Genomic DNA, 13,962 nt, shown 5'->3' with positions numbered 1-13,962 from the left:
TCTACAAATAGAATTTAAGCTTTTCTGGCGTTTTGGGGGCCTTAGTCCGGGATCCAGTCAGGGAGTTCCAAAACGACGACGCTCCCTTTCATCAAAACCGTAAATGGCCTCGGAAATACTCGATGAGGCACCATCGCTGCCGCCCAGGCCCTTTAGCTGGATCTGGAACAGTATGCGGCTATCGAGCTCCCGGTCATCGGTCAGATAGTTCTGGTGAACCACCTGAACACTCCAGCAGCAGTTATTGTATTCCAGCCCGGCCAGGGATCCGACGGTTCGATCAAGGTCGGAGTCGTAGACCCAGCGGCCGATCAGACTAACACGGTCCGAGACCGGGAAAACCGCCGCGATATCCGACTGTTCCAGTTCGCCCCGGCTGTAAGTGTGCCCCACACTGGCCAGGTACCGGTAGTCAGTGGAGTGAAAGGTTAACTGGCTGCGGCCTTCCTCGGTATCCCCGGTATCAGGATCCCACAATCCGGAGGAGCGGATTTCCAGGGTATCGAGCGGGTTCAGTACGACTTCGCCCGCCAGCGGTGAACGGCTCCGGGTACCGGCACCCTCACCGAACAACGTCACTTCGCGGTCCTCGAAATACTGTACCTGTCCAATACTGAATCGGGCACGCTCCGCACCGGTGAGCAGGTCATTGAAACGGCTGGTCAAGGCAACGGTCAACTGGTTGGCATCGCCTACCCGGTCACCGCCGGTGAAGCGGTCCGGTCGAAACAGCTGTTCAAAACGGAAGGTCTGGAGGTCGGTATCGAAATCCGGGATGTCGTTCTGGTCCGGATCGGCATCGGCCCAGGCGTAATAGAGCCGGGGCTCCAGAGTCTGGTTGTAGGGCACATCAAACAGGCGGCTCTGTCGGTCGAAATACAACCCGTTATCCCACTCGGCAACCGGCACGGTGCGATCGAAACTGCCATCCCCCAGCACGTAGTCGTCCAGGTTGTAGCGGGTGTAATCCACACTTACCGACGGACGACTGAACCCCCACAACGCCCGCATGGGCAACGCCAGTTCCGGCCGCGCCCGGAAACGCTGCCCGTTGGCCCGATCCAGACCGGTCAGTGCTTCGTTGTCCCGATAAAACACCGTGTACTGGCTTTCCAGGTTCGCCTCGACAATCCCTGCGCCGGTCTGGCCTGCGTAGATCACTTCCGGCAACTGGGCATAGGGCTTGTCCACATCGGCAATGCGATCACTGATGGTCTGGTAATCGTTGAGGTAGGCATCGAAATACTGCTTGTCGCTTCGGTAGCTAACCCCGCCTTTTCTCTGCAAATGAGTTGCCTGGTTAATCTCCAGGCTGCGGTTCAGATCGCTGAGATAGTCCTCATCGCTCACCACGGAAAAATCTCCGTAGCCCCGCCAGCCACGGCCAAAGGCAGCCCGGGTTGTGGCATCCAGGGCCCAGCGCTCACCGGATTCACCGGGGTTATCCTCCTGAAACGCTGAATCGTTGCCGATGTACCCGAGCTGCAGGGTAGTTTCCCCGAGAGAGCTGAGGTATCGGCCCTCGACTTCGTTGAACGGGCCCCGGCCATGAATGTACTGGGGCGTCAGCGTCGCGTCGTAATGGGGTGCCAGATTGAAGTAATAGGGCACGGCAAGAAAGCCACCGCTGCCGGCACTGGAAGAGCCGAACTGCGGGTAAAGGAAACCGGACTTGCGGCGATCATCAATAGGAAAGCTTGCCCACGGCCAATAGAACACCGGCACATCCAGGACCTCCAATCGAACGTGTTTGGCGGTACCGAATCCTTGCGCCCGATCCAGCCTGATATCCGAGGCAACGATGGCCCAGTCATTCTGGCTCGGACCACAGGTGGTCAGAAAGCCATCTGCAATGACGACCTGTTCCTCGCTGATGCGCGACAAGCTGCCTGCACGACCGCGCATTTCCGGACCATGAAACAGGAATGTCGCCGTGTTGATGTCCAGGCGTCCACTATCGACGTCGTAGTTCGCGTTCTCACCGGTGAGAAGGAAACCGTCGCCGCGACTGACCAGCGGCCCCTGCACCGATACTGCACCCTCCTGCTGGCTGTAGCGGGCCTCTGAACCGGTTACCTGAAAGCCGCCCTGGCGAATGCGGACATCACCCTGAAGAAACAGCGTCCGGTCAATCTCGTAGCGGGCGTTCAGGCCGCTGGCTTCCAGCGGTTGCTCGGAATCGCTGCCAACGGCAAACGCACTGCCAACGCCATTGGCGCGACCGGAAGGCAGATACCCCCCTTCGCAGAAAAGGGGCAACGAGGCCCGGGCCTCGGCTGGCAGCTCTGCTCTGGGCCGCCAATCTATTTCCGCCGCAGACGGCGGTGTCTGGGCATGCCCATCCGTAACGCCCAACCCAAAAACCGCGGCCAGCAACACACGGCCATACCGGCTCTGCCACCGGGTTTCCGGCGATTGCAGTGGGCGTTCGGGACATGGCACGGTGGCTGGATCCTGTTCCGGGTGAATTGGAGGACGGGCAATAATAAACGCCGCCTAGTTTACACGTGCCCTGAAGGGTTGTTAACGGAAACTCCGCTGCAAAACCGATTTACCCTCTTTATACTCGTCTGCTAACTTTCGCTGTCAGCGACAACTTTTTTCAGGATCGCAACCCGAACTATGGATACCCGCCTGCAGTTGCTGACCAACTGGGTCAGACAATTTCCCGGCTTCGAACAGTGCGAAGCCGAACCGGTTTCCGGCGATGCCAGTTTTCGCCGTTATTTCCGGGTCTGGCACCACGCAAATCCGACGACCGCTGCCGGGGACGGCGCACCGTTTATCGTGATGGATGCGCCCCCGGAACATGAAGACTGCGAGCCCTTCGTGGCCATTGCGCGGCACTGGCACCGGCAGGGTATTGCGGTGCCGGACATCGTCCAGGCCGACCTGAAGCAGGGCTTCCTGCTACTGGAGGATTTTGGCGACCAGCTGATGCTTGGCCGACTGAACACGGAGTCCGCAGACCAGCTCTACAGGAACGCTCTGCAAGAGCTGACCCTGATCGCGAGCCAGACCTCCCCCAGTGATTACCCGCTACCGCCTTACGATGCCACTCTGCTTGAGCGGGAAATGGCACTGTTCCCGGACTGGCTTCTGGAGAGGCATCTGGGCATGAACCTGGAAAACAGCGAGCGGGCCCTGCTGGACACGACCTTTTCCATGCTGCGGGAAAGCGCCCTGGCGCAACCGGAAGTGACGGTCCATCGGGACTACCATTCCCGAAACCTGCTGGTTCGCCAAGACCAACCTCGCCCGGGTGTCATCGATTTCCAGGACGCGGTTACCGGGCCGGCAACTTACGATGTGGTCTCGCTGCTGAAAGACTGCTACATCCAATGGCCAGAGAAGCGCATCTGCGAATGGCTGGAAGACTACCGCCAGAGCAGCCTCGAGGCTGGCCTGCACCGCGCAGACCCGGAGACCTTCCGCCAGTGGTTTGAACTGATGGGCATGCAGCGGCACCTGAAAGCTGCCGGCATTTTTGCCCGGCTATCGATCCGCGATGGCAAGCACGGCTATCTCAAGGACATTCCCCGAACCGTTCAGTACCTGATCGTTGCCAGCGGTCGGCAGCCAGCCCTGCGTCACTTCCACGAATGGCTGAGCGATACGGTTATGCCCCGGATCGAGACGAGCATCGGCCCGGCCCCGGGTCAGGAGCACTTGCCCCAGTGAAGGCCATGATTCTTGCTGCCGGCAAAGGTGAACGCATGCGGCCGCTGACTCTGGCCACACCAAAGCCCCTGTTAAGGGCCGCTGGCAAGCCTCTGATCACCTATCATCTGGAGCACCTGCGGCGGGCGGGAATCCGTGAGGTGGTGATCAACCACGCCTGGCTGGGCGACCAGATTGAGGAAACCCTGGGGAACGGCGAAGGGTTCGGGCTATCCATTCAATATTCCCGGGAAGGCGAGCCGCTGGAAACCGCCGGTGGCATCGTGCGCGCTCTGCCTCTGCTTGCCGGTGAACAATCTGACTGGTTTCTGGCGATCAACGGCGATATCTGGAGCGATTTCGACCTGTCTCGACTGACACCGCCGCCTGACGCAGACGCCCTGCTGGTGGTCACCAGCAATCCGCCACACCATCCGGAAGGTGACTTTCACCTCACTGACCAGGGAGTACTCCATAGTGATGGCCCGGACAAGCTGACCTTCACCGGCATTAGCCTGTTACACCAGCGCCTGTTCGAGGGTCTGACCGATCAGGCAGGAAAACTGGGGCCGGTGCTTCGCGGTGCCATGAGCAGAGGCCGGGTAAAGGGTCTTTTACATCCCGGACAGTGGGTGGACGTCGGCACCCCGGAACGCCTGCATGCGCTCGACCGGCAACTGGGCTCCAAGGAACCTGAAAGCCATGGCAGGCGATAACAGACAACCGGCACTGCCGCCCCGAATGGAAGCCGAGTTTTCCAGCTTGATGCGGGAGCTCTCGGCCTGCGGTCACCAGGCCCCCGCTCTGATTGAGCGCGCCCGCCTGCCCCGCTGGTGCCGACATTCCCTATTTTTCTTCCTCGGCTATATCGCCAAGGCAGACGGGCGCGTCACCGAAGCCGACATCGGTTATGCCGAGTCACTGATCAAGGCCATGAGGCTGTCCAGACGCCAGCGCAGGCTAGCCATTGGCTGGTTCCAGCAGGGCAAGTCGGCCGGGCAGCTGCCGTTCATCCGCGGGCTAGCCATGCGACTATCCCGCCGTCTCTGGCCCGCTCCCGCGTTAAAAACCGCCATCTGTCTCTGCCACGCCAGCCAGCTTAACGGCCGACCCGGGAAACCCAGACGTTATCGCTGCGAGGACGCCATTGACCAGATTGGTCTGCCGGTAAGCATCAGCGAGGACATTTTCGACAGTTATGCCAGCAAGGTCTGGACCCGGCACAGCGAGAACCTTTCCAGACCCACCAGCTATCAGCAGGCCTGTGAACTTCTAGGCGTTACCCGCCGGGATTCCCTGGAAGTGATCAAACGGACCTACCGCAAGAAGATATCCGAGTGCCACCCGGACAAGCTTGCCCAACAGCAGGTCAGTGACCGCGACCGAAGCCTGGCCAAGGAACGCTTGCTCCACTACCAACAGGCCTGGGAACTGATAAAGCGCCACAACACCCTCCGCCCCTAACGCTCGCGGGATTCCAGCCAGGCGGCAACACGACTGGCCACGCCATCGCCCAGAGACTCAGGCGCAGGGCTGATCCAGGGAATCGGTTGTCGCTCAAAGCCGCTCACACCGGCGCGCCGCAACTGCATGCCAATACTCCAGCCCGATTGATCATCAGCCGTTCCGTGTGGATACAGCTCCAACAAATTAGTGCTGAGCGACTCCAGACGGTCCGGCAGACCTGACCGGTCAACGGGATAAAACCGTGGCGCCACCCAGATCAGGGCAGAGGCATCGGCGCCATCCAATACCCGGTTGGTCACATGGATACTGGCTCTCCCGACACCGAGAACTGCCGGTGCTTCATAGCCCCGCTCAACCAGCAGGGCCAGCCCTGCCTGCAGCATCTGGCTGATGCGGCTTCTGTAGCGCGCCTCAAGATCATCGGCACTCTCGGATGAGGCCATGACATCGATCATGACTGAATCTGATGCTCCCTCCTCACCCTCGCCTGCTTCAGCCGCCGGCGGCTCCATCAAGGGTCGCATCAGGAACTCATTCAGAACCGGTGAGGGCGACTCCAGACCAAGCGTAAGCACGGCCCAGCCCCGGGAAGCCAGCCCCGCTGCCAGTGAGCCGGACACTCCGGAAGCGGCAGTTTCACCTTCGTTCGACAGAACCAGCACCGCACCGCGAGCCGGCAACCTGGCTTCCGGGTAGAACAGGCCCAGCGCCCTCTCACCCTCCTCAAGCTCCAGCCATACCGCTGATTCGGGAAAACGCTGGATCAGGGAGCGTTCGCCGGTGCCTGTCCAGATCAGAGCCCGACTCGCAGACTCCGACGCTTCGGCGCCTTCGGTCTCCCCGGCCGTCCCACTCTCTTCCTGCCCGAGGGTGATGGACGGTGCGACACACATCAGCGCCAGGATAAAAAGCCAGAACACGCCGGGCCGGTAAATCTCGAATCTCTGCACAGATACTGATCCTTTGACTGCGAAAAAACGCCACTGAGCTGTTAGACTAGCAGCCATTCTGAATGTGCGGCAGGGACCGCTGACCAAGCCATTATCCATTGTTGTGAGAGAGCCGTCATGAACCCTTACCTGATTGCCCCATCCATCCTGTCCGCCGATTTTGCCCGTCTTGGCGAGGAAGTCGATAACGTGCTGGCCGCCGGCGCCGACGTGGTGCACTTCGATGTGATGGACAATCACTATGTACCCAACCTCACGATTGGCCCCATGGTCTGCGAGGCGCTGCGCAAGCACGGCGTGACCGCCCCCATCGATGTGCACCTGATGGTGTCTCCGGTGGACGACCTCATCCGTATGTTTATCGACGCCGGGGCCAGTTACATTACCTTCCACCCGGAAGCGACCAACCACATTGATCGCTCACTGCAGCTGATCCGCGACGGTGGCTGCCAGGCGGGCCTGGTGTTCAACCCGGCCACGCCGCTGCATTACATGGATCATGTGATGGACAAACTGGACATGGTGCTGATGATGTCGGTTAACCCCGGCTTCGGTGGCCAGAAGTTCATTCCCGGCACGCTCGACAAACTCCGGGAGGCCCGCAAACGCATCGATGCCAGTAACTATAATATCCGCCTGGAAATCGACGGTGGCGTGAAGACCGAGAACATCCGGGAAATCGCCGAGGCCGGTGCCGACACCTTCGTGGCGGGATCTGCCATCTTTAACACCGACGACTATAAAACCACCATTGATGCCATGCGCGAAGAACTGGAGCAGGCCCGCAGGGTGATCAGCCAATGAGCCTGGCAGGGCTGTTCAATCCACGCTGGCCGGGGGTTGCCCTGTTTGATCTCGACGGCACCCTGGTGGACAGTGCACCGGATCTGGCGGCCGCCGTGGACCAGATGCTGGCGCATCTTGGGCGCTCACCGGCGGGCATTGACCGGGTACGGAACTGGGTAGGCAATGGCGCCAGCGTTCTGGTGCGCCGGGCCCTGGCCGGCCAGGTGGACTGGGAACCGGCGCGACCAAAAGACGAGGCCCTGTTCAAGGATGCCCTGGCGATTTTCTATCACGCCTACGGCACCCTCAACGGGCAGCATTCGGTGGTCTACGCCGGCGTCGAGGCCTGCCTCACGCACCTGAAGAACCAGGGCTGCCGGCTGGGCATCGTCACCAACAAGCCGGAACAGTTTGTGGCACCGCTGCTTGAGCAAATGGGACTGGACCACTGGTTCGACCTGACCGTGGGTGGTGACACCCTGCCGGTCAAGAAACCCGATCCGGCCCCGCTGCTTCATGCTATGGAAACCCTCGGCGGAACCCGGGGAACCACGGTGATGGTGGGCGACTCCGCAGCCGATATTAACGCAGCGCTGGCAGCGGGCATTCCCTGCGTCGCGGTACGCTATGGCTACAACTACGGCCCCGCAGTGGATACCCTGGGCGCCGACGCCGTTGTTGATTCGCTGGCCGAGCTTTTGTAAAGATGCAACTCCGATTTCAGGAAACCGCACCATGACACCCGAGCAATTCGCCGAGCTCGCAGACGCCGGCTTTAACCGCATCCCTGTGTATCGTGAGGTATTGGCCGACCTCGACACGCCTCTGAGCACCTACCTCAAACTCGCCAGCGGACCCTATTCCTATCTGTTCGAATCCGTTCAGGGCGGGGAGAAATGGGGCCGGTATTCGATCATCGGCCTGCCCAGTCACGAAGTGCTGAAGGTCTTCGACCACCGGGTGGAGATCAGCCGCGGCGGAGAGGTTGTTGAAACCGAGGAAGTGGACGATCCGCTCGCCTTTGTCGAAACCTATCAGAAACGCTTCCATGCACCGGATCTGGAGGAGCTGCCCCGGTTTAACGGCGGCCTGGTGGGCTACTTCGGCTACGACACCGTGCGCTACATCGAAAAACGGCTGCGCAAGAGCTGTCCGCCGGACAAAATCGGCACGCCGGACATCCTGTTGATGGTGTCCAACGAGATCGTGGTGTTCGACAACCTGCGGGGCAAGCTGCATCTGATTGTCCATGCCGATCCGGCCATTGAGGGCGCCTTCGAAAAGGCACAGAGCCGCATTGATGAGCTTGAGAACCATCTGCACCGGCAAACCGCTGACGCGCCCCGCACCCCCGAACACCTGCGCGGCAAGGCCGTGGACGAGAGCGACTTTATCTCCGGCTTTACCCAGGACAAATTCGAAGCCGCGGTAGGCAAGATCAAGGGCTACGTGCTCGACGGCGATGTTATGCAGACGGTGATCTCCCAGCGCATGTCGATTCCCTTCGAGGCACCGCCGCTGAACCTGTATCGCTCACTTAGGGTGCTGAATCCGTCCCCTTACATGTATTTCCTGGATCTGGGTGACTTCCACATCGTGGGCTCCTCCCCGGAGATCCTGGCCCGGGTGGAAGACGAGGAAGTGACGGTTCGGCCGATCGCCGGCACCCGCAAGCGCGGCGCCACCGATGCCGAGGACAAGGCGCTGGAAGCAGAACTGCTGGCTGATCCGAAAGAAATTGCCGAGCATCTGATGCTGATCGACCTGGGCCGCAACGATGCCGGCCGTGTGTCGGAAACCGGCACGGTCCGGCTGACCGATAAGATGATCGTGGAGCGCTACTCCCACGTGATGCATATCGTCTCCAACGTCACCGGCCGGCTGAAAGACAACACCAGCTGCCTGGACGTGCTGCGCGCCACCCTGCCCGCCGGTACCCTCAGCGGTGCGCCCAAGATCCGGGCCATGGAGATTATCGACGAACTGGAGCCGGTCAAGCGTGGGGTCTACGGCGGCGCCGTGGGGTATCTATCGTTTAACGGCAACATGGATACCGCCATTGCCATCCGTACCGCCGTGATCAAGGACAACACCCTGCACATCCAGGCCGGCGCAGGCGTGGTGGCCGATTCGGTGCCCCGCCTCGAGTGGAAGGAAACCATGAACAAGGGTCGCGCCATTTTCCGGGCGGTGGCCATGACCTACAACGATTTCGACCACTGAGGCGGAGGAACAGATTATGTTGCTAATGATCGATAACTACGATTCCTTCACCTACAACGTGGTGCAGTATCTGGCCGAACTGGGTGCCGACGTGCAGGTGCACCGCAACGATGAAATTACCATCGAACAGATTGAAGCCCTGAACCCGGAACGGCTGGTGATTTCCCCCGGCCCCTGCACCCCGAACGAGGCTGGCATCTCCATGGCGGCCATCCGGCATTTCGCCGGCAAGCTTCCGATCCTGGGCATTTGCCTGGGCCATCAAGCGATTGGCCAGGTCTACGGTGGTGACGTGATCCGCGCCGGCCGGGTCATGCATGGCAAGGTGTCCCCGGTATTCCATAAGGACACGGGCGTGTTCCGGGGCCTGAGCAACCCGCTGCAGGCGACCCGCTACCACAGCCTGGTGATCGACAAGGCCACCCTGCCCGACTGCCTGGAAGTGACCGCCTGGACCCGCAACGACGACGGTTCCATCGAGGAAATCATGGGGGTTCGCCACAAGACGCTGCCCATCGAAGGCGTGCAGTTCCATCCGGAGTCTATTTTGACGGAACAGGGCCACGAGCTGCTGCGCAACTTTCTGAGAACACAATAAGAGGCCGACACATGGACATGAAAGAAGCTCTCAACCGCATTGCCTCCAACCTGGACCTGTCCCGGGAGGAAATGAAGGACGTGATGCGTATCGTCATGAACGGCGAGGCCACAGACGCCCAGATCGGCGCGTTTCTCATGGGGTTGCGCCTGAAGAGCGAAACCATCGATGAAATCACCGGCGCCACCGAGGTGATGCGCGAGCTGGCCACGAAGGTTACGGTCAAGGCCGAACCCCTGGTGGACATCGTCGGCACCGGCGGCGATGGCGCCAACCTGTTCAACGTGTCTTCCGCCGCATCCTTCGTGGTGGCAGCAGCCGGCGGCTTTGTGGCCAAGCACGGCAACCGGGCGGTTTCCTCCAAGAGCGGCAGTGCCGACCTGCTGGAAAAGCTGGGCATCAACCTGAGCATGAAACCGGAAGAAGTGGCCCGCTGCGTCGAGGAAATTGGTGTCGGCTTCATGTTCGCTCCGGCCCACCACGGTGCCATGAAACACGCCATCGGCCCCCGCAAAGAGCTGGGCTGCCGGACCATTTTCAACATCCTGGGCCCGATGACCAATCCCGCTGGCGTTAAGCGCCAACTGGTGGGCGTGTTTAACCGGGAACTGTGTCGCCCGATGGCGGAAGTACTCCACCGCCTGGGGGCCGAGCACATCATGGTTGTTTGCTCCAAAGACGGTCTGGATGAGATCAGTCTGGCGAGCGCCTCCCACGTGGCGGAGCTGAAAGATGGCGAGGTCACCGAATACGACATCACCCCAGAGGATCTTGGTATCAAGAGCCAGGCTCTGGTGGGCCTGACCGTGGACACCGCCGACGATTCCTTAAAGCTGATCAAGGCGGCCTTCGGTCGTGGCCACGACGAAATGGCCGAAAAAGCCCGGGACCTGATTGCACTCAATGCCGGCGCAGCGATCTATGTCGCTGGTTTGGCCAAGACGCCGAAAGAAGGTGTGGATATGGCCCTCGACGCCATGGGCTCTGGCCTCGCTGCCGGCAAGATGTCGGAGCTGGCTGATTTTTCCCAGTGCTTTTGATCCCGGCCTGCTGATTTTGCAGCCGGACGAGCCGGAGGGGAGGGAGCTTCCAAAACACGCCCGTGAATACGTCCATGTAGGGCTTGGCTGCAGCCATCCGTGGCTGCAGACAGTTTTGGAAGCTCCCTCCCCTCCGGCTCTCGCTAACTTTTTACGAGCCTGATATGACTGACAGACATCTGGATAAAACACCGACGATCCTTCGGAAAATTGTTGATCGTAAGTGGGAAGAAATTGACGAGCGCAAGCGCCAAGTCTCCATTGCAGATCTGAAGGCCAAAGCTGGTGATCAACCGGCAGCCCGAGGTTTTGCTAATGCTCTGCGCAGCCGAATTGAACAGCAGACTCCCGCTGTTATCGCAGAAATCAAAAAAGCCTCACCAAGCAAGGGCATTCTGCGGGATCCGTTCGAACCAGCGGTCATTGCCGAGAGCTACGAGAAAGGCGGCGCCGCTTGTCTTTCGGTACTGACCGACCGCGACTTCTTCCAGGGCGACGAGGACTATCTGGTCGCCGCCCGCAATGCCTGCAGCCTGCCGGTGATCCGCAAGGACTTCATGGTCGCGCCCTATCAGGTCTATGAGAGCCGGGCCATTGGCGCCGACTGTATTCTGCTGATCGCCGCCTGCCTGACCAAAGACCAGATGCAGGAGCTGGAAGGTATTGCCCATGAGATCGGGCTGGATGTGTTGGTCGAAGTTCACGATGGTGAGGAACTGGATGATGCGTTGACGCTGACGACGCCTCTGGTGGGCATCAACAACCGCAATCTGCATACCTTCGATGTCTCGCTGGACACCACGTTTGATCTGCATGAGCGGATCTCCCAGGACCGGCTGACCATTACGGAAAGTGGCATCATGACCCGCAGCGACGTAGAAGCGATGACTGCTCGCGGGATTTACGGTTTCCTTGTGGGGGAATCGTTTATGCGGGCGGAAGAGCCTGGTCAGAAACTTCAAGAACTGTTCTTTCCAAAAGGCTAACTCACAAGTTTAAACAGTTCGGCGGGTACGACCTGCCAAAATCGTGCGGAGCCATGGATGGCGGAGCCGAGCGTACAGGGAGGTATTCACAGCGTATTTTGGCAGGTCGTACCCGCTGGACTGTGCACAAAAGTTCGCAACAGGCATTTGATGCTAGGCGTCGGCCAAAGCCTCCTGCAACAACTCCAACAAGTGCGCCGGCATGCCCTCTGCCAGCTTGAGTGCCGCCTCGTGCCCACGGGGCGACATCTTGCCCCAGGTCCGGCGCACGATGCGTAACCACTTCTCCCGGTCATAGTCCGCTTTTTCCTCGTAGAAATCCGCGAAATATCGCTCCAGAAACACCATGCAGGCCACGTCTTCCAGGAGCTGCGTGTCCTCATCCTGCCTCAGTTCCCGCTTGGTCAGGATGGTCTCTACCCGCTCGCACTCGGCCTGCGGGTAACCACAATCAGCCATGATCTCGGCGGCCCGGCGGCCGTGCATCCGGCCACAGGCCTGACGCCACTGGTAATAGGCTTTGCGACCCTCCGGATATTCTTTCCGCGGCATAGTCCAGCGCTCTATGTGCTGGGCGCGGCAGGCGACCTGCATGCGTTCAGACGGGTCGGATTCAAGTTCGAACAGCCAGCGGGTCATGTGCAAGCTGTAGGCGTATTCCTTCGGGAGGCGTTCGTTGCCAAAAGACTCCTGATTGGGATCGGCCTTATTCGCTGCGTCAATAAACGCCAGCGCACACTGGAGTCTTGAATCCGTTGTGGTCATTAAGATCTCTCTTCTGGTTTCTGACTGGCCTGTGGCTCAGGCCTGGGCAGAGGGGCGTTCCTTGATGCGGTCGTACCAGGCCTGCAGATTGGCCTGCTCGGGTTTGATCCGGATGCCCACCACCCGGGCGAATGCCACTGTTGTGAAGGCATTGATATCGGCGGCCGTAAAGCGGTCGCAGCAGATGTATTCCTTGCCATCGAGCTGCTTGTCGAGGAAGTGCATGAACTTCTCAACGCTCTTGCCGCATTCCTCACCCCACTCCTTGATCGGGTTCATCCGGTCCTTGAAGTAGCCGGTGGTGTGCTGGAAACACATGCCGGTGGGCATGAAGAAGAACAGCTCGATCCACCGGAGCCACTGCTCAAGCTGGGCTTTTTCAAGCGGGGTGTCACCCATCAGGGTCGGCGTGTCCGGGTAGCTCTCTTCGAAATAGCGGCAGATTGCCATGGTCTCGGCAATACAGGTGCCGTCATCCAGTTCCATCACAGGCACTTTCTTCATCGGATTTCGGGCGACAAATTCAGGTGTCAGGTTTTCACCCTTCTGCAGGTCAATCTCGATGAATTCGGCCTTGTCCAACAGGCCTTTCTCGGCCATGAACATGCGCACGCGGCGTGGGTTAGGGGCGGTTTTGGTTTCGAAGATTTTCATTATTATCGGCTCCGTTCCTGATCACTGGCGGCTTTGACGGTTCAAAACGAGAAGACTGACCGGAAAGAAGAGTTGCGTCAAGCAACCGGCGTTACCGGGGCAGCCAGTTGCGGATCTGCTGGATAATCCACTCCGGATCGTCCAGTGGAAGGTCATGGCCAGCATCCGGATGCAGTTTCATGGTCCATTGCCAGCGCTCCTCCAGCGTGGAACTGCAGCGCCAGTGAACGATGCGATCGCCGCGACTGGCGAGAATCAGTGCATCTGGCACAGGACGCTTTGCACCGGGTTTGTAGCGGGCGGCAGCCGCCAACTGGTTGATCGCATTGCGGGTACTGACGGGACGTTGTCGTTGTATGCTGTACCACTGTTTTGCCAGTGACAGAGGCACCTCACGGTTAGACGTGAGCCGGAGAATATCCCGCTCACGGTCAAACAACTCCTGACGGGCCAGCAGCCGCAGAATTCGCGGCCAGACCCCAGGCCGCATGCGTTGCCAGGGCGGGCTGAAGCCGGAACTGGTATTGATCAGGACCAGGTTCTGGATCTGACCATCCGCAGACTGCTGGGCCCAGTCCAGGGCCACCATACCGCCCATAGAAAGTGCCAGAATGCTGAAAGGACCGGGGATATGGCTGACGTGCCTGGAGACGGCTTCCCGAATCGCCGCTACCGTTGCCGGACTGTCTTCTCGATAACGCACGCCCGTCCCGGGCAGGTCGACCAGATGGAACTGGTGCTCGGGAAATGCCTCCCCGAGGCGAGCCGGGAAGCTGCCCCAGTGGGCGTGCTCCCGAGTCAGACCCCGCAACAGAATCCAGTGCATACGATAG

At 60.0% G+C, this 13,962-nt stretch carries 14 protein-coding genes; 9 read left to right on the top strand and 5 right to left on the bottom strand.

All coding sequences use genetic code 11. The features are described from left to right. Nucleotides 1-57: 57 nt before the first annotated feature. Nucleotides 58-2,379, bottom strand: coding sequence for an LPS-assembly protein LptD (locus tag CFB02_RS16675; RefSeq protein ID WP_088558903.1), 2,322 nt, complete (start codon nt 2,377-2,379; stop codon nt 58-60). Between the two features lie 243 nt (nt 2,380-2,622). Here CFB02_RS16675 and CFB02_RS16670 point away from each other — a divergent pair, with 243 nt between their 5' ends. Genes CFB02_RS16670 through CFB02_RS16660 form a run of 3 tightly spaced genes read left to right on the top strand, consistent with a single transcriptional unit; the run spans nt 2,623 to nt 5,124 of the window. Continuing rightward, nucleotides 2,623-3,681, top strand: coding sequence for an aminoglycoside phosphotransferase family protein (locus CFB02_RS16670; RefSeq protein WP_088558902.1), 1,059 nt, complete (start codon nt 2,623-2,625; stop codon nt 3,679-3,681). Continuing rightward, nucleotides 3,678-4,376: an N-acetylmuramate alpha-1-phosphate uridylyltransferase MurU gene (gene murU, locus CFB02_RS16665; protein WP_088558901.1), complete on the top strand. Its 699-nt coding sequence runs from the start codon at nt 3,678-3,680 to the stop codon at nt 4,374-4,376. Before CFB02_RS16670 ends, murU begins: the two co-directional genes overlap by 4 nt. Beyond that, on the top strand, nt 4,363-5,124 hold the full coding sequence (locus CFB02_RS16660) for a molecular chaperone DjlA (RefSeq protein WP_413772099.1): 762 nt from the start codon (nt 4,363-4,365) through the stop codon (nt 5,122-5,124). The genes murU and CFB02_RS16660 overlap by 14 nt, the downstream gene beginning before the upstream one ends. On the opposite strand, the gene CFB02_RS16655 is transcribed toward CFB02_RS16660, so the two are convergent. Further along, entirely contained in the window at nt 5,121-6,077 is a 957-nt protein-coding gene (locus CFB02_RS16655) for a DUF3530 family protein (protein ID WP_088558900.1), read from the bottom strand. The genes CFB02_RS16660 and CFB02_RS16655 overlap by 4 nt on opposite strands. A gap of 117 nt (nt 6,078-6,194) precedes the next feature. Between CFB02_RS16655 and rpe the strand changes: the two genes are divergently transcribed. From rpe to trpC, 6 genes are all read left to right on the top strand, one after another. Further along, nucleotides 6,195-6,881, top strand: coding sequence for a ribulose-phosphate 3-epimerase (gene rpe / locus CFB02_RS16650; RefSeq protein WP_008173385.1), 687 nt, complete (start codon nt 6,195-6,197; stop codon nt 6,879-6,881). Continuing rightward, nucleotides 6,878-7,567, top strand: coding sequence for a phosphoglycolate phosphatase (locus CFB02_RS16645; protein WP_014578485.1), 690 nt, complete (start codon nt 6,878-6,880; stop codon nt 7,565-7,567). Before rpe ends, CFB02_RS16645 begins: the two co-directional genes overlap by 4 nt. A gap of 31 nt (nt 7,568-7,598) precedes the next feature. Further along, nucleotides 7,599-9,086 carry an anthranilate synthase component I gene (trpE, locus tag CFB02_RS16640; protein ID WP_088558899.1) on the top strand — a complete coding sequence of 496 codons (1,488 nt, stop codon included), beginning with the start codon at nt 7,599-7,601 and terminating at the stop codon, nt 9,084-9,086. Nucleotides 9,087-9,102: 16 nt separating this feature from the next. After that, nucleotides 9,103-9,684: an aminodeoxychorismate/anthranilate synthase component II gene (locus CFB02_RS16635; RefSeq protein WP_088558898.1), complete on the top strand. Its 582-nt coding sequence runs from the start codon at nt 9,103-9,105 to the stop codon at nt 9,682-9,684. Nucleotides 9,685-9,695: 11 nt separating this feature from the next. Next, complete coding sequence (gene trpD / locus CFB02_RS16630) at nt 9,696-10,724, top strand: anthranilate phosphoribosyltransferase (RefSeq protein ID WP_088558897.1); 1,029 nt, start codon at nt 9,696-9,698, stop codon at nt 10,722-10,724. Nucleotides 10,725-10,888: 164 nt separating this feature from the next. Then, nucleotides 10,889-11,710: an indole-3-glycerol phosphate synthase TrpC gene (trpC, locus tag CFB02_RS16625; protein WP_088558896.1), complete on the top strand. Its 822-nt coding sequence runs from the start codon at nt 10,889-10,891 to the stop codon at nt 11,708-11,710. Nucleotides 11,711-11,863: 153 nt separating this feature from the next. Here the strand turns inward: trpC and CFB02_RS16620 are convergent, their stop codons facing one another. From CFB02_RS16620 to CFB02_RS16610, 3 genes are all read right to left on the bottom strand, one after another. Further along, on the bottom strand, nt 11,864-12,475 hold the full coding sequence (locus CFB02_RS16620; RefSeq protein WP_088558895.1) for a DUF4202 domain-containing protein: 612 nt from the start codon (nt 12,473-12,475) through the stop codon (nt 11,864-11,866). A 36-nt stretch (nt 12,476-12,511) separates the two neighbouring features. Further along, nucleotides 12,512-13,129, bottom strand: coding sequence for a glutathione S-transferase family protein (locus tag CFB02_RS16615; RefSeq protein ID WP_088558894.1), 618 nt, complete (start codon nt 13,127-13,129; stop codon nt 12,512-12,514). Nucleotides 13,130-13,220: 91 nt separating this feature from the next. Continuing rightward, nucleotides 13,221-13,955: an alpha/beta fold hydrolase gene (locus tag CFB02_RS16610; RefSeq protein WP_088558893.1), complete on the bottom strand. Its 735-nt coding sequence runs from the start codon at nt 13,953-13,955 to the stop codon at nt 13,221-13,223. Nucleotides 13,956-13,962 lie beyond the last annotated feature (7 nt).

Source organism: Marinobacter sp. es.042 (assembly GCF_900188315.1).
In the GTDB taxonomy this organism is placed as follows: domain Bacteria; phylum Pseudomonadota; class Gammaproteobacteria; order Pseudomonadales; family Oleiphilaceae; genus Marinobacter.
Note: the sequence above shows the minus strand (reverse complement) of the source record. Positions and strands in the feature narration are given on the sequence as shown.

What these genes read in the sequence shown, in the direction of transcription:
- CFB02_RS16610 (WP_088558893.1), bottom strand. Translation starts at nt 13,955, where the DNA reads ATGCACTGGATTCTGTTGCGGGGTCTGACTCGGGAGCACGCCCACTGG.
- trpE (WP_088558899.1), top strand. Translation starts at nt 7,599, where the DNA reads ATGACACCCGAGCAATTCGCCGAGCTCGCAGACGCCGGCTTTAACCGC.
- trpC (WP_088558896.1), top strand. Translation starts at nt 10,889, where the DNA reads ATGACTGACAGACATCTGGATAAAACACCGACGATCCTTCGGAAAATT.
- trpD (WP_088558897.1), top strand. Translation starts at nt 9,696, where the DNA reads ATGGACATGAAAGAAGCTCTCAACCGCATTGCCTCCAACCTGGACCTG.
- rpe (WP_008173385.1), top strand. Translation starts at nt 6,195, where the DNA reads ATGAACCCTTACCTGATTGCCCCATCCATCCTGTCCGCCGATTTTGCC.
- CFB02_RS16635 (WP_088558898.1), top strand. Translation starts at nt 9,103, where the DNA reads ATGTTGCTAATGATCGATAACTACGATTCCTTCACCTACAACGTGGTG.
- CFB02_RS16615 (WP_088558894.1), bottom strand. Translation starts at nt 13,129, where the DNA reads ATGAAAATCTTCGAAACCAAAACCGCCCCTAACCCACGCCGCGTGCGC.
- CFB02_RS16660 (WP_413772099.1), top strand. Translation starts at nt 4,363, where the DNA reads ATGGCAGGCGATAACAGACAACCGGCACTGCCGCCCCGAATGGAAGCC.
- CFB02_RS16670 (WP_088558902.1), top strand. Translation starts at nt 2,623, where the DNA reads ATGGATACCCGCCTGCAGTTGCTGACCAACTGGGTCAGACAATTTCCC.
- CFB02_RS16620 (WP_088558895.1), bottom strand. Translation starts at nt 12,475, where the DNA reads ATGACCACAACGGATTCAAGACTCCAGTGTGCGCTGGCGTTTATTGAC.
- CFB02_RS16645 (WP_014578485.1), top strand. Translation starts at nt 6,878, where the DNA reads ATGAGCCTGGCAGGGCTGTTCAATCCACGCTGGCCGGGGGTTGCCCTG.